The 18,899-nt window shown below is 50.9% G+C and carries 20 protein-coding genes; 8 read left to right on the top strand and 12 right to left on the bottom strand.

Translation table 11 applies throughout. From position 1 onward, the window contains the following. The coding region (msrB, locus tag V7D78_RS12415) for a peptide-methionine (R)-S-oxide reductase MsrB (RefSeq protein WP_333608772.1) at positions 1–559 on the top strand (559 nt) is incomplete at its 5' end. 28 nt (positions 560–587) lie between these two features. Here the strand turns inward: msrB and V7D78_RS12410 are convergent. From V7D78_RS12410 to V7D78_RS12400, 3 genes are all read right to left on the bottom strand, one after another. After that, positions 588–1,070 (bottom strand): methylated-DNA--[protein]-cysteine S-methyltransferase, encoded by a 483-nt coding sequence (locus V7D78_RS12410; RefSeq protein WP_333608771.1) that lies wholly within the window; start codon positions 1,068–1,070, stop codon positions 588–590. 3 nt (positions 1,071–1,073) lie between these two features. Continuing rightward, positions 1,074–2,555, bottom strand: coding sequence for a DNA-3-methyladenine glycosylase 2 family protein (locus V7D78_RS12405; RefSeq protein WP_333608770.1), 1,482 nt, complete (start codon positions 2,553–2,555; stop codon positions 1,074–1,076). Between the two features lie 118 nt (positions 2,556–2,673). Further along, complete coding sequence (locus V7D78_RS12400; RefSeq protein WP_333608769.1) at positions 2,674–4,242, bottom strand: FGGY-family carbohydrate kinase; 1,569 nt, start codon at positions 4,240–4,242, stop codon at positions 2,674–2,676. Positions 4,243–4,382: 140 nt separating this feature from the next. Between V7D78_RS12400 and V7D78_RS12395 the strand changes: the two genes are divergently transcribed. From V7D78_RS12395 to V7D78_RS12380, 4 genes are all read left to right on the top strand, one after another. After that, positions 4,383–5,045 carry an SDR family oxidoreductase gene (locus V7D78_RS12395; RefSeq protein ID WP_333608768.1) on the top strand — a complete coding sequence of 221 codons (663 nt, stop codon included), beginning with the start codon at positions 4,383–4,385 and terminating at the stop codon, positions 5,043–5,045. Positions 5,046–5,118: 73 nt separating this feature from the next. Next, positions 5,119–5,631 (top strand): hypothetical protein, encoded by a 513-nt coding sequence (locus V7D78_RS12390; protein WP_333608767.1) that lies wholly within the window; start codon positions 5,119–5,121, stop codon positions 5,629–5,631. Between the two features lie 181 nt (positions 5,632–5,812). Further along, on the top strand, positions 5,813–6,337 hold the full coding sequence (locus tag V7D78_RS12385; protein ID WP_333608766.1) for a DUF3137 domain-containing protein: 525 nt from the start codon (positions 5,813–5,815) through the stop codon (positions 6,335–6,337). A 78-nt stretch (positions 6,338–6,415) separates the two neighbouring features. Beyond that, positions 6,416–6,925, top strand: a complete 510-nt coding sequence (locus V7D78_RS12380; protein WP_333608765.1) for a LemA family protein — start codon at positions 6,416–6,418, stop codon at positions 6,923–6,925. Positions 6,926–7,049: 124 nt separating this feature from the next. Here the strand turns inward: V7D78_RS12380 and V7D78_RS12375 are convergent, their stop codons facing one another. The 9 genes from V7D78_RS12375 to V7D78_RS12335 form a co-directional block, all read right to left on the bottom strand. Then, positions 7,050–7,919 (bottom strand): hypothetical protein, encoded by an 870-nt coding sequence (locus V7D78_RS12375; protein WP_333608764.1) that lies wholly within the window; start codon positions 7,917–7,919, stop codon positions 7,050–7,052. Positions 7,920–8,280: 361 nt separating this feature from the next. Next, on the bottom strand, positions 8,281–8,718 hold the full coding sequence (locus tag V7D78_RS12370) for a DUF2141 domain-containing protein (RefSeq protein ID WP_333608763.1): 438 nt from the start codon (positions 8,716–8,718) through the stop codon (positions 8,281–8,283). A 37-nt stretch (positions 8,719–8,755) separates the two neighbouring features. Then, on the bottom strand, positions 8,756–9,961 hold the full coding sequence (locus V7D78_RS12365; protein ID WP_333608762.1) for an ABC transporter permease: 1,206 nt from the start codon (positions 9,959–9,961) through the stop codon (positions 8,756–8,758). A gap of 2 nt (positions 9,962–9,963) precedes the next feature. Continuing rightward, on the bottom strand, positions 9,964–11,121 hold the full coding sequence (locus V7D78_RS12360; RefSeq protein WP_333608761.1) for an ABC transporter permease: 1,158 nt from the start codon (positions 11,119–11,121) through the stop codon (positions 9,964–9,966). After that, positions 11,118–11,822: an ABC transporter ATP-binding protein gene (locus tag V7D78_RS12355; protein WP_333608760.1), complete on the bottom strand. Its 705-nt coding sequence runs from the start codon at positions 11,820–11,822 to the stop codon at positions 11,118–11,120. Before V7D78_RS12355 ends, V7D78_RS12360 begins: the two co-directional genes overlap by 4 nt. A gap of 40 nt (positions 11,823–11,862) precedes the next feature. Next, complete coding sequence (locus V7D78_RS12350; RefSeq protein WP_333608759.1) at positions 11,863–12,921, bottom strand: efflux RND transporter periplasmic adaptor subunit; 1,059 nt, start codon at positions 12,919–12,921, stop codon at positions 11,863–11,865. A 52-nt stretch (positions 12,922–12,973) separates the two neighbouring features. Beyond that, positions 12,974–14,755: an amidohydrolase family protein gene (locus tag V7D78_RS12345; protein WP_333608758.1), complete on the bottom strand. Its 1,782-nt coding sequence runs from the start codon at positions 14,753–14,755 to the stop codon at positions 12,974–12,976. Next, complete coding sequence (locus tag V7D78_RS12340) at positions 14,755–15,504, bottom strand: ABC transporter permease (protein ID WP_333608757.1); 750 nt, start codon at positions 15,502–15,504, stop codon at positions 14,755–14,757. The genes V7D78_RS12345 and V7D78_RS12340 overlap by 1 nt, the downstream gene beginning before the upstream one ends. Further along, positions 15,501–16,457, bottom strand: coding sequence for an ABC transporter ATP-binding protein (locus V7D78_RS12335; RefSeq protein ID WP_333608756.1), 957 nt, complete (start codon positions 16,455–16,457; stop codon positions 15,501–15,503). The genes V7D78_RS12340 and V7D78_RS12335 overlap by 4 nt, the downstream gene beginning before the upstream one ends. Positions 16,458–16,642: 185 nt before the next feature. Here V7D78_RS12335 and V7D78_RS12330 point away from each other — a divergent pair, with 185 nt between their 5' ends. From V7D78_RS12330 to V7D78_RS12320, 3 genes are all read left to right on the top strand, one after another. Continuing rightward, positions 16,643–17,707: a sensor histidine kinase gene (locus V7D78_RS12330; RefSeq protein ID WP_333608755.1), complete on the top strand. Its 1,065-nt coding sequence runs from the start codon at positions 16,643–16,645 to the stop codon at positions 17,705–17,707. After that, complete coding sequence (locus tag V7D78_RS12325) at positions 17,704–18,300, top strand: response regulator transcription factor (RefSeq protein ID WP_333608754.1); 597 nt, start codon at positions 17,704–17,706, stop codon at positions 18,298–18,300. Before V7D78_RS12330 ends, V7D78_RS12325 begins: the two co-directional genes overlap by 4 nt. A gap of 374 nt (positions 18,301–18,674) precedes the next feature. Continuing rightward, a partial coding sequence (locus V7D78_RS12320; RefSeq protein ID WP_333608753.1) for a hypothetical protein occupies positions 18,675–18,899 on the top strand: 225 nt, incomplete at its 3' end.

Below are 18,899 nucleotides of genomic sequence, written 5' to 3'. Positions count from 1 at the left end.
ATTTAAAGCCGATGTCGCCAACCATTATCAGGGCAAGATCCCTCTGCATTACCGGCTGGCCAACCAATTAACCGGGCTGACGATTAAGTCTGCCACCTGGGCCACACCCACCTTATTATTTATGGACGAGGGCAAAGAAGTGTTCGGGGTGCAGGGCTATGTCGCTCCTGCTGATTTTTACGCCCTGCTGGGCCACTTCAGCCTGGGTGAGCACAGCGAAGCCTTTAAAGTCGCGTTTCAAAGCGCCACCGACCGGCCATTTTGCCAGCAATATGAGCAGTTCAGAAATACCCCGGACGGCGTTTTTATCGATGCGCTTAGCGGTGCCCCTTTATTTGATACCCGGGACCGTTTTAACTCTGGCACGGGCTGGTTATCTTTTCGCAAACCGGTAGCGGGCTCTGTCACTACACGACCAGATCATAGCCATGGCATGGTGCGCACTGAAGTGCTTGCTGCGGTGTCGGGTATTCATTTAGGCCATGTCTTTAACGACGGTCCCAATGGCAGTACCCGCTACTGCATTAACGCCACTGTATTAGAGTTTGTCGCCAGATAAGAGGCGGGTTTAAGGCAAGATAGCACTATCACTTAACGCCGGTGATACCTTCATGCGCCAGCAGCCAGGCTTTTTTATCCAAACCACCGGCATAACCGGTAAGCGTGCCGTTGGCGCCTATGATTCTATGGCAGGGTACAATAATACCAAGCGGGTTTTTACCATTGGCCAGGCCTACCGCCCTAACCCCTTTGGGGTTATTAATGGCTTTGGCAATATCGCCATAACTGGCAGTTTTACCATAGGGTACTGTGGTTAACGCCTGCCACACCTGCTGCTGAAACAGCGTGCCGCTGGCACAGAGCGGCAACTCAAATTGGGTTAACTCTTTGGCAAAATAGGCCGCCAACTGGTTTTTTGCTTGCTGCGCCCAGTGCTGTTGCGCTAAAGCCTGCTGCGGCTGTACTGCAAAACGCGGCTGGGCACAAAAACTTACCGCCGCCACGCCCTGCTCAGTGGCGGCAATTTCAATTAAGCCCAGCGGGCTGGATAAATAGTCATAACTCAACATGGATTAGTCTCCGCTTAAAGGGGCTTGCTGCTTTTTTGCCAATAGTTGCCATAGCTGTAACGTCAGGTAACTGCGCCAGGGCCGGCCGTCCTCTGCTGCAAACTGCAGGCCGCGTTGTTTTAGCGCATTTTTTACACCGGCATCCGCTGCCAGCCAAATATCGGGATCACTCAGGCCGCGCATGCGCGCATATTGGCAGGTCCATGGGCCAATACCCTTTAGTGCCAGCCAGTCGCTTAGTGGCTCAGGGTTTTCATCGGACTGCCGCTCAGGGCTGTTATTCGACACCCGCTCAAGGCTATTAATTAACTGCCGCTCAAGGCTGTTACTCTGCAGCATAAACAGGCTGAAACGCTGTAGCGTCGCACGCCGCGCCTGCGGCATTTTTAAAAACTGTAAATCACTGTGTGCGATAGCCTGTGGCGTGGGAAACCAACGGCGACCCGCTTGCTCTTCACCCAACTGTTGCACTAACAACTGCACTAATTGCCGTGCTGCGGTCACACTCACCTGTTGCCCCAAAATAGCCCGCACCCCGGCTTCAAACAGATCCCACAGCCCGGGCAGGCGTAACCCCGTGACCGACTGGCCGAGTTTTGCCAGTTGCGGTGCCAAATCATGTTCTACCTGCGCTATATCGACATCTAAATCAAACAGTCGCCGGATATTTTGCAGCACCCCCTGCAATGCCGCCAGCTGATCAATAGTCAGCTCCAGCCGGAATCGGTGCTGCTCCGGCTGATGGTACAGCGTAAAATGCCCGCTGGCCTGCTGATAACGAAAGGTGCGGCCATAATAGTTCTCACCGGTCCATTCCAGCCCGGCTAGCTGGCGCTGGCGCAAAAAGGCACTGAGTTGTGGCCAGGCATAGGGCGGCCGGTAAGCCAGATACAACTCAATAGCGGCAGTGGCGGCCGTTGGGCGCTTGCGGATCTGACCCGGTGTCAGTTTAAGCAGGCTTTTACACTGCGCATTAAAACTGCGAATACTGTTAAAGCCACTGGCCAGCGCAACATCCGTTACTGATAACTGACTGCTTTGCAGTAATTGCTTAGCAAATAACATTTGCTGTAACAAGGCATAGCGTTTGGGGGAGAGGCCCAGTTCAGCCTGAAATAACTTGCGCAGATAGCGCTCTGACACGCCCAGCCGCGCGGCCAGTTGTGCTAAGGGCCCCTGCTGTAAGGCCCCCTGATGAATTAAGCTTAGCGCCCGCTGCACTGTGGTATTAGTGCCACGCCAGGCCGGTGAGCCTGGCGCACTGTCGGGCCGGCAGCGCAAGCAAGGCCGGTAACCGGCAGCCAGCGCCGACACCGCTGAGGGGTAATACTGCACATGCTGCTCTTTCGGTGCTGGCGCCGGGCAAATATTGCGGCAAAAAATACCGGTGCTGGTCACCGCCACAAAAAAACAGCCGTCAAAGCGGGCATCACGGCTTAAGCGGGCACGCTGACAGGTTTCAGGGGTAAACGGCAAAGCAGACATCAGCGATTCCTGTAGGGATTAACATGACCAAGCAGCACTCAGTATAACCAGATCACGCTTAAGTTCTGGCAGCTTTCGGCCCTGAATACTCTGCCAGTGCTAAAACCCGCAGCGCCGTTTATTGCGGATAACCGGTGATCTCACGAATGCTCTGATATAGCGGCTTTAACTGCCGGTACATTTTTAAGTAAACCTCACGGTATAAACGCTGATACTGCGCAGCCACTAACGGCTCGGGCAAAAAACACTGGGCAGGCCGGCACATGGCATTTAATGCCTCGGTGTGATTGGCGTAACGCCCCAGGCCAACCATAGCACTGATAGCCGCCCCCAGAGCAGAGGTTTCACTGGTGTGCGGCCGCTCTACCGGCAAGTTAAAGACATTGGCTGTCAGCTGCAAAATTTGCGTACTTTGCGCGCCACCACCCGATACGCGAAGCCGCTGCATTAACACACCATTACGCCGCTCCAACCGCTGCCTCCCCTCTTGTAAGGCATAGGCCAGCCCTTCAATTAGCGCCCGGTAGACATGGGCGCGCTGGTGCACATCACCAAAACCAATCATCGCGCCCTTGGCCTCAGGCCCGGGCTGACGAAGACCCGGCGACCAGTATGGCTGTAACATTAACCCCATACTGCCGGGCGGCACGGCCTTTAACAGTTCATCAAACAGCTGCTCAGGGGCGATGCCCAGTACGGCCGCTTCTTGCTGCTCTTGCAGGCCAAATTGCTCTTTAAACCATGTTACCAACCAAAAACCGCGGTAAATCATCACTTCCGAATTGTAAAAACCTCGCTGCGCCGCAGGGTAAGCCGGTAACCAAGGACTTGGCTCAATATAACGCCGGTTAGCGGTGCTAATGGTTGCCGTTGTGCCATAGCTAATACAGCCTGTTTGCGGCGTTAAACCGCCACACCCCAGCACCTCACAGGCTTTATCTGAACCCGCGGCAATTAGTGGCAACCCTACAGGTAAGCCCAGAGCTATCGCTGCCGACTCGGTTAACCGGCCAAGTTCAGCCCCGGGCGGCTTTAAAAGCGCCAGCTGGCTGGGTGTGAGCGATAACGCCCGCCATTTCCAGCTAAACTGACTTGCCCAATGCTGCTGTTGAAAATCAAACGGCAAATACCCCACCTGCGCGGCACTGCAATCTACCAGCTCACTGGTCAGTTGTAAGGTCAGATAGCCAGAGAGCAACAGATAGTGGGCAGTGTCCCGCCAACGCTGCGGTTCATATTCCGCCAACCAATTTGATGGGGCTCGGCGCTGAAAGCGCTCAACAATAGCAGTAACTCCCACCACCCTAAATAGGTGGCGCCAGCTGCCTAAACCTGGCAACACTGTGGCTTCACGCTGATCCAGCCAGATAATGGCTGGCCTGAGTGGTTTTTTGTCCTTATCCAAGCAAAAAACGGTGCCGCGTTGGGTCGTGAGCGTCACCGCGCTGATCGCGTCTGCAGCAATAGGGCTTTGTTGCCATAAACTAGTACAAGCTTGCGTAAGCGCTTGCCAGTATGCCTCTGCGGGCAATTCGGCATAACCGGGCTCTGCCGAGTGATAGGCAGGCAGCCGTTGTTGGCCTTTGGCAATAATAGTGCCGCTATCATCAATAAGAATAGCGCGCACACTTTGGGTGCCAAAATCCAAGCTTAAAACGTAGGTAACTTGTGCGGAATTCATCATCATTTTTATTATTCTGCCGCCTTGTCACAGCACTGTAACTAAGCGCTGGCCTAGCGTCAAATTCACTGCTCGCCCTTGAATTTTAGCCAAGGCAGCCGGATATCTTTTAAACTAACCTTTTAAACACATTTTGGAGCTATAGCATGCAGCATATTGTAATTACCGGCGGCAACAAAGGCATTGGTTTAGCACTGGTACAGCAGCAATTGGCAAAAGGCAATCAGGTCACGGTGCTATGCCGCAATACCTCTGCCGAGCTGGCGAAGAGTGGTGCCACTGTGCATAGTGGTGTAGAACTGAGCGATCTTAAACAAATTCAGCAGCTTACCAGCACCTTCCCGACAAAGAGCATTGATGTATTGATTAACAATGCCGGTATTTTTAGCAATGAAACCCTGGATGATTTTGATCTTGCTCGTATACAGCAACAATTTCAGGTCGATGCGCTAGCACCACTGGCACTCAGCCAGGCACTGCTACCCGCGTTAAAAGAGGGCGCGAAAATAGCCATGATCACCAGCCGTATGGGCTCGATTAGCGATAATGGTTCGGGTGCTTACTATGGCTACCGCATGGCAAAAGCGGCACTTAATGCTGGTAGCGTGTCACTGGCTCGCGATGTAGCAGCACGTAATATCCATGTGGGTATTTATCACCCAGGCTTTGTACAAACGCAGATGGTCGGTTTTGCCGGTGATATTAGCCCGGATGAGGCCGCAAGTCGGATTATCCAGCGTATTAATGAGCTGGATGCCAGCCGCAGCGGTAAGTTTTATCATAGCAATGGCAGTGAATTACCCTGGTAAGCAGGTTAATCAAAAAAGGTTGCTGAATTAAAACAAGCTGTTAAGGTATTGTTTTTTGCAAGCATGGATGACTATGGCAACTACAGATCCTAACAGCATTTTAGCTAAGGCAATATCAGAACTGACTGAACAGCTCGGCCAGATTAAAAATAAAGCTGAGCTGCTGCAGATCTTAGATCAACTGGCACTTTTGCCGCAGCCTATTCGTTTTCACTATAAACAGCGTTGGTACCTTTGCAGTGCCGGTTTGCTGCTAAGTCTACTGGTGGCTGTTTTAACCTATCAGCTACAGGCTGACTCTCTGCTGTATTATATTGCAGCGGCAATGGCACTAATTGGCCTGATTCCATTACTTATTGCCTTGCATCATATCCATCAGCTGAACCTGTTTACCAAGCAGCTCTATTGGAAAAATGCCTTACTGGATAATCAGTTAACCTTACTAAAGAAAGCGGCATGGCCAGCAACATCCACTTGGTTGCAGCAATTTGCCGAATTTAAACGCGGCAATTATAAACGTGAATTTAAACAGCTCATTCAAGGCAAGTATGCAGGCACCGAGCATAGCTTTTCTTCATACGTATGATCTTAAGCAACGTATTGATTTCAAATAATTAATTTCGGCAATCTCTATGTAGGAGCCCGCTCCGATTGATGCTTATCAAACGCAAGCAGCCATTTTTGCATCGGGCACGGGCCAAATCGTTGCTATTTCTGTCGAAGAAAAATAACGAAATTTCAATGCTTTAGCCCTTAAGGACATACGTATGAGCTTTTATTATCATTATTGGCATTTTCATTATGTAAACCAGCGCACCGAAGTTTCCACTAATAGCAAGGGGCAAGTGACGACCCGGGTGGTCTACGATCACTTTGACCGCTATGGCATAGTGCTGCCTTTTGCTTATTGTCGAAACCTGTTTATTACAGCCTTCGCCGCCGAGGGCATTAAAGGCGAACGTTATACCAGTGATTCTGGCCGCTTTAATAAACTTTTTCAGGTACGCGCTGCGGATCCGATGCAAGCGGCCCGTTTTTTAAAACCGGCCATTATTATTGCACTGGAAGAGCAAGCCGCTGCGTTAAAGCAGCTTAATCTGGCATTTAGTGATAATGGCGAGCTCTGTATCAGTTTTGCGGATAAAAACGTGTTGGATAGCAAACCAGCTTATGGGCTAGACCAACTGGCACTTTTCCGGCAAAGTATTGAGCAACCCACGGCCTTACCCAAATTACAACAGCTATTAAATACCGTACATCAATTGCTACGGCATTCTGATAGCAACTTTTAAGCAAATAATAACAAGGAGTTACAAATAGAATTAGGTATCTTATTAGGGCTACCCGCCTTAATACTGGTTGTCGTGGTAATGATTTATAACGGCATTATTACCCGGATGAATGCGGTAGAACGCGGCTGGGCCAATGTGATAACCCAGGAGCGGCAAAAAAATAAAATGATCCCGCACCTGGAGCAAGTCACCGAACAATTTAAACAACATGAAATGGGCTTACAAAGTAGCATTGCCGAACTACGTTCTGGCTTGGCACGGTTACAACCTAACACTATCGATACCGCCGCTCTGCAACAGGTCGAAGGCAGCACCCAAAAGCTTATGCAAGGTCTGACGATTGCCGTAGAAGCTTATCCGGAGTTAAAAGCCTCAGAAATCTTTAACAATTTAATGCGTGAAATTGCCGAACAGCAAGAAAATATCGGCGCTGCCATTCGCATTTTTAACCAAAATGTTGAAGACTTTAACAACGGTATTGAAGTGTTCCCAAATTCTTTGGTCAACAACTTACTTAACAAGAAAACCCGGGTAACGCCATTTCACGATAGTGAAGCCGAAGCCGGTTTTGAGTATAAATTAAGATGATGTTACCCACTAAAAGAGAAATCATTACAGGCCTCACTTTATCCGGTATCGGCGGGTTAATTGTGCTCTTTTTAACAGATTTTGCGAGCTTTGGGTGGTATCTCATGCTATTTGGTGTCGCATTTTATCTACTACCTGGCCCACAACTTAGGCATTGGTTACCATCCAACGCGCGTTTTCGACAAAGAGCCAAAGAGGCGAGCATCCAGGGCTTAAGTTGGTGGACATCTCCACTACCCTGGATGATTTGTTTAATTCGACTAGTCCTTTTTTCGGTATATTTGCGTAAGGGTTTTAGCTCGCGCAGCTCATAAATGGGCTGCGGTGTACCCTCTATATACTCATAGCGTAGTCCATAACGCACCTCAAATAAACGGCCGAGCATCGCCTCATTAGGGCCGCTGGTGTAGCTGTGTAAATCGTCAATCAGCTGAAAAGGCAACGCTTTAAAGAATTCAAAATCAACATCGAAATAATATTCTTCGATTGGATCGCTTTCTGAGACAAAACGTAACAAATAAGCATACATACCACGCGACTCGCCATGGCTATACAAGAGTCTGGCAGTTACCTCAACAGCGTCTTCCGTAGATGCAAATTGTTCCCAAGGAGAGTCCCAAAGAAAAGCTTGCTGGCAGGGAGCAGCTGGCAGTCCTAAAGCCTGACCAAGGTTAACCGCCTGGTTATCACGACGGATCCAAGCATAGGCTAAGTCAATCGCATCATTGCGACTTTGATCAAGATAATCGACAGCAGTGATTTGAACTTCCCAATACTGCTCTGTTCCGGTGAACTTTGCTTCTGCACCAAACAATTGCAAGTAAACCGGCACATCGCTATCACAACAACCACAAAACAATACTAACTCCGACTCACCTTGCAACAAGCTAACAGCAAGCTCTGCATCTGACTGTTTCAGCCAGGCTAGCTGATCAGCGTGTAATGGGCTTGAAAATAAAAAGCTCCAAGCTAAAAACATAATCATTTTTTTCATCGCCCACTCACCTATCGCTATCGTGTTAAAAACGTTAAGCGCTTACCAGACGCTGCATTATGGTGAAATTAATCTAGCTGCAGCTCATAAAAAACTCAATAGCATACAAAAATCCTGCCTTAATAATCTTTAGCATTAAAAGCTGCCGATATTGCTGATATCAAGCTCATAAACCATGTGACTCAAATGCTAGAACTGGCGTGCTGCAACACTTGCCAATACCATGCTTTGATTCAACACAGCAATACGATCGGCCTAGTTAATGCCAACCTGAATAAAAAAAGCCGATTTACCCTCTTTCATGACAGTGAGGCAGAGGCCGGCTTTGAATATAAGCTAAATTAGTTATATATCGTCCAGCTCAAAGCAGGGTAATAGCAAGCTCAGTTTTATCTTTGACCTCAAACTTGGCCTTGCTCCATGGTGCAGGGCCATAGGCCCCCCCATTGTTAGAAAAACCATAGCCTTCTTTGGGCATCCCCAGCAAATTGGTGTCGAGCTTTTTGTTATCGTTTTCATCATGGATGACCTTGATGCCATACTCACCCGCTTCCACATCCTCGAAAACCACCTGGTGCTCCGCTTCAGTCACTTTCACTTTATGAAGCTTGTAGGGGGTATTGTTGTTGTAGTTTTCCTCGCCTTTAAACATCGAAATCAACAGGTGCCCCTGCAATTTGCGGATATCCTTGATGGTAAGGGCCACTTCATCGGCCAGCGCCGGGGCCATAGCGCCAAACAACAACATACCGGCGGTCGCCGCAGTAACAATAGATTTTTTCAAGTTAAGTTGTGACATGGTTTACACTCCTGAGTAAATAAAAACAGCGGTAGCATCAGTCGCCCCGAATGGCGAGAGATACCGGAATTCTGATGGCATGAATGGCCGGCAGTATGCCGCCCAACAGACCGATAGCGACGGCAAGCAGTAACGCCTGGGCCATCAATAATGGTGAAATGCTAAAGTTAAACATGATCTGGCTTAGATTGGCGGCATTGTTGGTGGCCGCCGTAACGCCATTGAGGCCGGTGTATAACGGCAATATACCTATGATGCCACCCATGATGGCCAGCAGAATCGATTCGAATACCACAGACAGGGCAATAGCGCCGGGGTTGAAACCGATGGCCTTGTGCACAGCAATTTCCTTGCTGCGTCCGGCGATGGCCGAATACATAGTATTAAGCGCCGCCACCACAGCGCCCAGCGCCATTATCAGCGCCAGCGGAATACCCAGCCAGCGCATCAAGCGGGTGATGTTTTCAGATTGCTGGGCAAAGTAGACGTTTTCGCTAACCACCCGCACATTAAGCCTGGGGTCGTCCAGCCACTGCTGTCGCACCTGTTCTATATCCACATCCCCGGCAAAGGCGATACGCAACGACTGAACGCTGTTGCCGCGCTGATAATCGTTTTGCACCGTATTCAAGTCTGCCCAGACTTCCGACTCAAACACACTGTAGTTGTCAGCAAAAATGCCCGCCACCAGCCACTCTGAACCACCGAGCTTGATGGTCTTGCCTACGTCCAGTTGCGGATGCTTGCGGGCAATACCCTGACCGACAATCACCTCACGCAGACCAGGCTGAAAATAACGTCCTGCCACCAGTTTAAAATGTGGCCGCATTTGCCCGGCACCGCTACTTACCCCACGCAGCGCCAGACTGAGCGAACTGCGATCGCCGTTCACGTCCGGCAACATGGTCACAGCATTGACAAACATTTCCGCCGAGTACAGTGGTCTGTTGTGCTCATCGCGCATGATCTCAGGATGATTAAGCATGGTGCTCACTTCAACCGGAAACAACACGCTCTGTAGTTCCGAGCCGGAGCCGGCCCGCATGGCAATCAGGGTGCTGTCCCAACCGGATTTTTCCATGATGTTATTCATGCCGTGGATAAGCGTCAGTACAGTCAGCAGTACCGCAGTTACACAGGCAATACTGAAGATGGCCACGAAAGAGCCCGCCATACGTTGCGGCAGACTGAGCAAAGTGATACCGCACAATGTGACCACTTGTCTGATAAAAGTATTATTCACATTCACGTCCTTAAGGTGTGGCTGATGCCCAATCGATAAATACGAATGATCGGTGTCAGGCAACAGACAGCCGCCAGTACCGCCGCTATGCCGCCGACTTTCCAGTAGGTAACAGGGTCGATATGAATGCCGGGCAAAAAAGTGGCAAATTTTATCTGAACCAGATCAATGCTCACCGCGGCACAAATCACCCCGAGTATCGCACCCGTCAGCACCATGTATAAGGCCTCCATGTAGATCAGGGTTGCCAGCATATCTGAGGAAAAGCCCAGTGATTTCATCACTGCCAGTTCATTCATCCTCTCGCGTACCGACTGGCTCATGTTATTGGACGCGATTAACAGCAAGGTAAAGAACACCGCCAGCACCACCAGTCGCAGCAGCCAACTCAAATCCACAAACTGCTGGGCCAGCTCTTTAATAAACACCTGCTCTGTCGTCGTTCGGGTGGCAGCAGGCGAATTGGCAAACAGTTGATCAATCTGGTGGCTGACCGCTTCGGTATCACTACCCACCCTGGCTTTGGCCACCAACCAACTGGCTTCATAACGCCCGTACCCCCGGGCCTCATCAAAAAAGTCGTGACGCAGAAACAGCATTGAATTGATGGTATCCGGGGTGGCGGTGTCGTAAATGGCCGCCACTTCCATCTCCCAGGTGAATGAACCACTGTCGTTGTTAAGCCAGATGGTCGATTGGATCGGCACCTTGTCACCTACCTGCCACTGATGTTTTTCAGCCAGCTTCCGACCCACCACCATGCCGCTTTTCAGCCGGTTCCAGTTAATTTTGTCCTCGGCCGCCAACTGGTACTCGGGGTATATAAGCTGATAACTCTCAGGCTCCACCGCTACTGCATGCAACTGGTGGCTTTCATCCCGGAAAAAACCACCAAACCAGCTGACATGAGTCACCTTTTCCACCTCCGGCAACGCCTTTATCTTTTGCCCGTAATGAATGGGCAAGGCCGAGGTAATGGAGATTTTATGGGTGGTCATCAGCCGGTACTGGTTGTTGTCGGTACCGCTGGCGTCAAGAGCAGCATTAATAGCTGAGATCACCGTAAACAGATAAAACGCTACCACGATGGACAGACAGGTCAGCCAGAATCTGGCCGGCCTGCGCATGGCATTTTTCCAGGGCAGAGTGACATTAATCATGCCAGAGCCCCCGGGATGGCGGTGTCCGCTTTACCGTTTATGACTTGTTCAAGGTTAATCACCCGGGTGGCAACATCAGCCGCTTTAGCGTCGTGGGTGACCATCACTATGGTTTTGCCAAAATCACGATTAAGGATGTGTAGCAACGACAGAATCGCATCGGCAGTTTTGCGGTCAAGGTTACCGGTCGGCTCGTCACACAACAGTATATCCGGGTCGGCGACAATCGCCCGGGCGATGGCCACCCGCTGCTCCTGACCGCCAGAAAGCTCTCTGGGCAGGTGATTTGCCCGTTCCGACATGCCCACCAATGCCAATGCCGTTGCTACCTGCTTGCGCCGCTCGACTTTGTTAAGCCGGGTCAGGGCCAGCGGTAACTCGACATTGGCAAAAGCACTTAATACCGGCAGCAGGTGGTTAGACTGGAAAATAAAGCCAACATGTCTGGCCCGCCAGCGGGTAAGCTCTGCCTCAGAGCTTTTGCTGATAACCTTGTTGCCAACCAACACTTCGCCGGCGGTGGGCCGGTCGAGACCGCCCATCAGGTGCAACGCCGTGGTTTTGCCCGAGCCGGAAGGCCCCATCAAGGCCACAAATTCACCTTTGTTGATGGTCATGTTGAGATCGTTAAATACCACCACCTTATTACTGCCTTTGTGGTAGATTTTACTGATATTCTTCAACGCTATGCCGTTTTCCATGAGCCTGTCCGCCTTATACCTTATTGGTTGCTGGTGATGATTATTTAGCCGCCAGAAAACTGACCTTGACCGCCATATCCGGCAATATCCGCGCATCGGTTTCAAGCAGCTTAACCCGCACCTTGATGGTGGCCTTCTGACGATTTGCGGTTGGAATAATGGTCAACACTTCGGACTTGATGGTCCAGTCCGGATAAGCATCCAGATGCGCCACCGCCGGTTGCCCCGGGGAAATCCGGTTAATAAAGCTTTCCGCCACATCAACTTCGATTTCCAGCGAACTCATATCAACTATGGTGGCGATACCGGTTCGAATCGAACCGCCGCCGGACATCCCGCCAGAGATCAACTCGCCCACTTGGGCATTTTTCTGAATAACCATGCCGGAAAATGGTGCCCTGATGATATGCTGATCGACGTTGTAGCTTGCCAGCTTCACCTGCTGTAGCGCTTTTTGGTTCAATGCCTTGCGATAATCAATTTGCGCGTTGAGCTGAGTGACCAGCAAGCGTGTGGTATCCAACTCTTCCTGCGTGACCACCTTGTTCCCAAGCAGACTTTCAATCCGTTTCAGTTGAATTTCTGCCAGCGTAAGCCGGCTGTAAAGCTCGCCAAGGCTTGCGTTACCCGCCAGCAGCTCCGCTTCAGCCCCGGCCAGATGATACTTAGCCTGCCGACCATCAAGCTGCGCCAGCACATCATTAGCCTCGACCAGCTGACCTTCCTCAATCTGCAAGGTTTCGACCTTACTGGTCACCAGTGAGGAAATGGTCGCGACCCGCCGGGCAATGATATGGCCGCTGGCATCCAGCACCTTGCCCTTTGGCTTGCCCTGAGCCGTAGTCAATGCCGCGTAACTTGTCTGTGCAACCGGGTCGCTCTGCCGGGCAGGATCACCGGCATTGGTTATGACACCTAGCTGCATCCCAGTGGCTATCGGTGCTAACTGTTGCCGGCTTTTGTCATAGTAAAGATAACTGCCGACACCCAGGCCCAAAACAGACAGCAGCACCAGTAGCGGCTTATTAGTTGCACGATGAAAGCCGTCGTCCCTGGGCAGGGACAACTGGGCAATTTTAGGGTTGAATTTATCACTCATCAGCTTGGTCTTTTCTGTTGTAAGTTAGGGTGGGTGACGATTTCAAAACAGGCTATTCCAGCTCGATTATGGCTATTTCAAACTCAAAGCTACCGGCAGGGCCAATCCAACTCAGCACGTTAACCGCTGACACATCGAGTGCCCGAAAACCTGCCAGGGGTAAGGTCACCAATTGCCAGTCTTCGGTTACAGTGAAAGGCTGACTGGAAGGCATCCAACTGCCAACAGTGAACGCATCCAGCCGGTACTGGCCGGGGGTGCCGCGAATGTTAAACTTAATACGGGTGATCTCACTAAAGTCACTACCGGTATCTATGCTGGCAGTAGTTTGCCAGGCCACACCAGCCCAGGGGTAAGCAAAACCAGGGCGGGTAGTTCCCGTTACCTTTAATACCCCTTGCTGCACGCTAATTTCTGCCGAAGACTTGCCCTGCACCATGCTGTCGCTGCTGGCAGCAAAGCCGCCGCTGCGGGCAGTTAAGCCAGTATTAAAGTCAGCGATCAGCCCTGCCGCTAAAACGGTGCTTTGCCCTGGCAGCTCAGGTTGATGCAACCAGCCATTTTTCAGGATAGCCGCAGGGGTTAATAAGTTAGTTAACTCTGTCATCGGATCCTGACTCAGCAGTAACATATCGGCCTTGTAACCTGGCCGCAGATAACCAACATCCGTCAGGCCAAAGGCCTTGGCCGAGGCCGAAGTCGCACTTTGCAGTACCTGCAGCGTTGGTACACCAGCGCGCTGCAGCAGCACCATCTCTACCAGCAGGCTAACGCCATGAGCGGTATTAGGGTTAGGCGCATCAGAACCAGCCAGCAGCAAAATGCCGGCCTCTGCCATTTTTGCAGTATTAGTGGCCAATACCTGGTAGCGCTCCTGTGGGATTTGAGAATGACCAAAGCGCTGCTTTAAACTGCCAATAGCCTTTGCACTAAGCTGCGCCGGCGGTGCCTGCAGCAGTAACTCGTCATTAATCTGATTAACAATCATTCCTTCCATTACGGTCATGGTAGGGATAATAAAGCGCTGCTCGCTGGCCATCAGCTGCAGCAATTCTGCGCTTGCCAGCTCACTGAAAAAACTATGTACTAAGCCATCAGCCCCGGCGGCTATTGCCTCCTGTGCCGACGGTAAATCAGCAATATGTACCACTACCAGCACTCCCTGCGCTTTGGCTGCGGCTATTACTGCCTGCAGGGTAGCCAGGTCTATTGAAGGGGCAAAGCGGCGCAGCGCTTTATCGGAGGTATAGACGACTTTAATAAAATCAGAGCCCTCAGCCAGGCGATCACTAACAAACTTACTGGCCTGCTCAGGGTTTTCAATTACCGGTATTGCCATACCATATTGAGTACCATGACCTTTCGGCGCTGTTACCAGTGTGCCGGCACCATAGATATCTGCTTGCTTAGTGCGTTCAGTACCGGCCCGGGCGGCTTTTTGCGCTACCAGAAACTGATGATCGCCAAACATATCCAGTACAGTGGTGACGCCAAAATCCAGCGCTTGCTGCAAGGCATCACCCCAGGCATGCACATGGCCATCAATCAGCCCCGGTATTAGCCATTGGTTTTTGCCGTCTATTAGTGGCAACTGGCTGTCAGGTTTAGCCAGATATAATTGGCTTACCCGGCCAGCACGTACTTCAACATAGCGCTCTTCACGCCACTGTTCGCCATCAAACAACTTCACCGGCCCCAGTACAAAACTGTTGCTGCTCAGCTCAGACAGCACTGCCGTAGCCGGCTTAGCATCAGGGCTCACTGCCGGTTGTGGTAGCAACATAAAAAACATCACCAGCAGCGCCGCTGTACCTATAAAAACTATAGCTTTCATTATTTAGCTCCGATAACCCGACGAAACACAACCAGACATAACAGGGTTAGCACGGCAGTGGTGAGTAACAGCAATGCCAGATGCAGCAGTGCCGCATGCCCCTGATCCATTGCCAGTAATTTTAGCCCCAGTTGCGATAAGTGATAACTCGGCCACAGCCAGGCCAGTTGCTGCATAAAATGTGGCAGCATAGCAACCGGTATCCATAAGCCAGATAAAAAAGCCATCGGCAGATACAGCAGATTGACCACGCCGGGCGCAGCCTTATCACTTAAGGTTAAGCCCAGCAGTAGACCGATTAACGCAAATGGCACTGTACCTATCAACATCAGCAGCGCCAGACCCAACCATTGGCTGTGATATAACCTTACCTCGCCGAACAGAGCGGCGGCACTGAATAGCAGCACAATAATCAGCAGTGCAAACACCAGACTGGTGGCCATTTTTGCCAGCAAGTAGGCGCTAAATGGCATTGGTGACAAACGTTTTAAGGTGAGCCAACCCTGCGCCCGATCGCTGGCAATATTCATCGCAAAATTAAACATCGCCGGTCCCATAATGCCAAAACAGCTGTAGGTCGCCAGCAAATAAGCGGCATGGCTGCTACTGCCTGACGGGCTAAACAGCACGCCAAAAAACAGGTAAAACACCAGCGGAAAGGCCAGCGCCGGCAATACAAACCCCGGTGTGCGCCAGACATTGACTAAATCGTACCAGGCTTCTTTTTGATATATCGCTATAGTACTCATGCGGCTTGCTCCTGTGTTGCTGTGCCAGTATGTTCACTTCCAGGAGACTGGGTAAGTTGTAAAAAGGCTTGTTCCAGTGCCACCTGGCTCACTTCTAACTGACTCACGGTGTTATCTTCAGTAAGCAAAGCCAGCACCGTTTGTTCAGCCTGGCTGCTATGTAAAGTCACGCCATGCTGCTGCCGACTCAGTTGCAGCACCCCAGGCAGCGCCAGTAAGGCTGCATCGGCTAAGGCACTGCAACATTTAACAACTTTGTACCGGGTGAGGGCTTTTAATTCGCTGGGGCTGCCACTGGCAATAAACTTGCCCTGATGCAGCACCATAATGCGATCGGCCAGTTGCTCCGCCTCTTCCAGATAATGGGTGGTCAGCACTATGCTGACCCCTTGCTGCTGCAGCTGGCTGATTTGCTGCCACAAGTTGCGCCTGGCCTCGACATCCATGCCCAGCGTCGGCTCATCTAAAAACAATAAGCACGGCTTACCGGCTAAGGCCAGGGCAAATAATAAGCGCTGCTTCTGGCCTCCGGATAAGCGGCCAAAACGTTGTTTGGCATGCACTTCCAGCCCGGCCAGCGTGACCAGTTCTGTCGCGCGGTAGCCGGCCGGATAATAACTGGCAAACAAATCGCAGTGCTCAGCCACCGTTAACGTGGCCGGTAAGCTGCCAATTTGCAGCATCACGCCCAGTTGCTGGCGTAGCGCAACACTGCGGGCAGCGCCGTGTTGTAACTGGCCTAATATGTGGATATCACCGCTATCTGCAGCGATTAAGCCTAAAATGGCCGAGATAAGGGTGGTTTTGCCGGCGCCATTAGGGCCGAGAATACACAGCACTTCGCCAGCCTTAACCGTTAAATCGACACCGTCTAACACGCTCTTGCCGGCAAAGCTTTTACTAAGGCCTGTTAGCTGTAACAACGTATGGGGGTTATTGACTGCTGAGTTCATAAATACGGGCTCCTTTGCTGATTAAGGCCAGTATCCGCCAACAGCACAGCGCGCAGCAGTGTACTTTGTCAGCAAAAGCTGATGACAAATGTCACTGGCTTAAGCCGGGCTGGCAGTTAATAATCAGCTTGAATATTGACTAAGCGGTGGTAGCGATGGACAAAGGGCTGAGCCTGGAGCGGAAAATGAGTTGGGTTTACCTGATAAACCTTATTTTCTATTTTATCCCGCTGTTTACCGTGCGCTTTGCAGTATGGCAATACGTCAGTATGGCTGTGGCGTTGCTGCTGTTTCTGGTCTGCTATTTTTGGGCTCATCGCAGCAGTACCAATAATATGCATTGGCCTATTTTAGGCATAGTACTGATAGCTGCGCTGATCACTCCAATTAACCCCAACTCAGTATCGATGTTTGCCTTTGCCAGCTTTTTTATCGGTTTTGCTTATTCCCTGCGTCGTTATCTGCTGCTGATAACCTCATTGCTTGGCCTGTTAGTGTTACTGGACTTTACCCTTAATATTCATTGGAACCTGTTTTTAATCATGGGTATACCCATTGTATTAGCCGTCAGCTTACTGGGGCGGGCCGAGCAGGCAAAGCAGCGGCACTACCTGGCGACCCAACAAAGCGAGGACGAAATTAGACAACTGGCGGCGATGGTTGAACGCGAGCGGATAGGCCGCGATCTGCATGATATTCTTGGCCATACCTTATCGAGTGTTATTTTAAAGGCCGATTTGGCCACTAAGTTGTTGGCTCATCAGCAGACCGAGCCTGCAAGACAGCAGCTAACAGAGCTGAGCCAGATAGCACGGGATGCGCTAAGCCAGGTGCGGCAAAGTGTCTCAGGCTATAAACATCAGGGACTGACCGCTGAAGTGGCCAAACTGCTTGGACGGCTGCGCGATGCCGGTTTTCAGGCCGAATTAACCGGAGAAGTACCAACGCTGGACAACCGGCGCGAAACGGCCATTATTCTGGCGTTAACTGAGCTGGTTACCAATGTAATGCGTCATAGTAAAGGCGACAGCTGCCAGCTAAGCTTTCAGCAACAAGGGTCTGCGTTGCATATTTGCCTGAATGACAACGGCCAGTTGGCACAGATGAAAGAAGGCAACGGCCTGACCGGTTTACGTGAACGCTTAGCCGCAATGGGTGGCACCCTGACGCTGCAACAGCAAGATGGTGTCTCGGCCACTATTCAGCTGCCGCTGCAGAAGCCCTCACTGTTACAGGACGCTACGCGATGAATATTTTACTGGCGGAAGATCAGGCGATGATCCGCACGGCGCTGGCCAGCTTGCTGCAACTGGAGGCTGGCTTTGAGGTAACAGAGGCGGCTGACGGCAGCGCGGCACTACAGAAACTTCAACAACAGCCCTTTGATTTACTGCTAAGCGATATTGAAATGCCCGGACACACCGGTATTGAGCTGGCGCAATTTGTCCAACAGCAAAAATTGCCGACTAAGGTGGTGATTATTACCACCTTTGGCCGCGCCGGCTACGTTAAGCGGGCGATGGATGCCGGAGTAGGTGGGTTTTTATTAAAAGATGCACCGGTAGCGCAACTGGTGCAGGCGATACAACAGGTAATGGCCGGTAAAAAAGTGGTCGACAGTGAGCTGTTATTAAACTCGCTGGGCGAGCAAGACCCACTCAGCGACAAAGAGCGCCAGGCACTGCGGCTGGCGGCCGAAGGCAAAAACACCAGCGAGATTGCTGCTGCGCTTTTTATTGCCGAAGGCACTGCCCGCAACTATCTGTCTGAAGCGATCAGCAAACTGCATGCCGCCAATCGCATTGACGCGGCGCGCATTGCCAGACAAAAGGGCTGGCTTTAACATCGGCTTGTTTATGGTTATGGACACCATCTTAATACCTTATGCAAAGCTGATTGATGGTGGTCGTTTAGTTACCATTGTTGAAGTGGAGTCCGGGTTAGCTTGCAACTGCATTTGTGACGGTTGCGGGGCGCCAATGGTGGCTCGTAAAGGTTAGAAAAAAGCCCTTTGTGCCAATTATCAAAGCTCACGTTTTTTCTGCACAATGTAAGTAATGGCTGTTTCACCCACGGCAGCTAAAGTATGAGTTGGAATTTGCATCCGTATGTAACGACATCGTTGCCGAACGAAGACGGCAGGCACCAGTGCAATTCACACCACCACAAGCAAGCATAAAGCCCCGCCAGATATATCCAGCGCAACAGTGCGCTGTTGTGAAGACGATTGCCGAACCAGTCAGGGATGAAGCAAAACAGGTTATCGGATTGAACAGCAGACTGGATGAGATGGTACATACTGCAGATGTTTTATATTCGGTTTTACAGCAGTCACAAGCTAAGCATTGTGAAAAATGTCAGTTTTTGTATAGGGTTACACTTTCCAGCTGCCCTACCTGTGGTGATTGCATGTCGACCACTATCCAGCTTGATGCACTTTAC

The organism is Arsukibacterium sp. (genome assembly GCF_036735525.1).
Lineage (GTDB): Bacteria > Pseudomonadota > Gammaproteobacteria > Enterobacterales > Alteromonadaceae > Alishewanella.
This window is presented reverse-complemented; position numbering and strand designations above follow the sequence as displayed.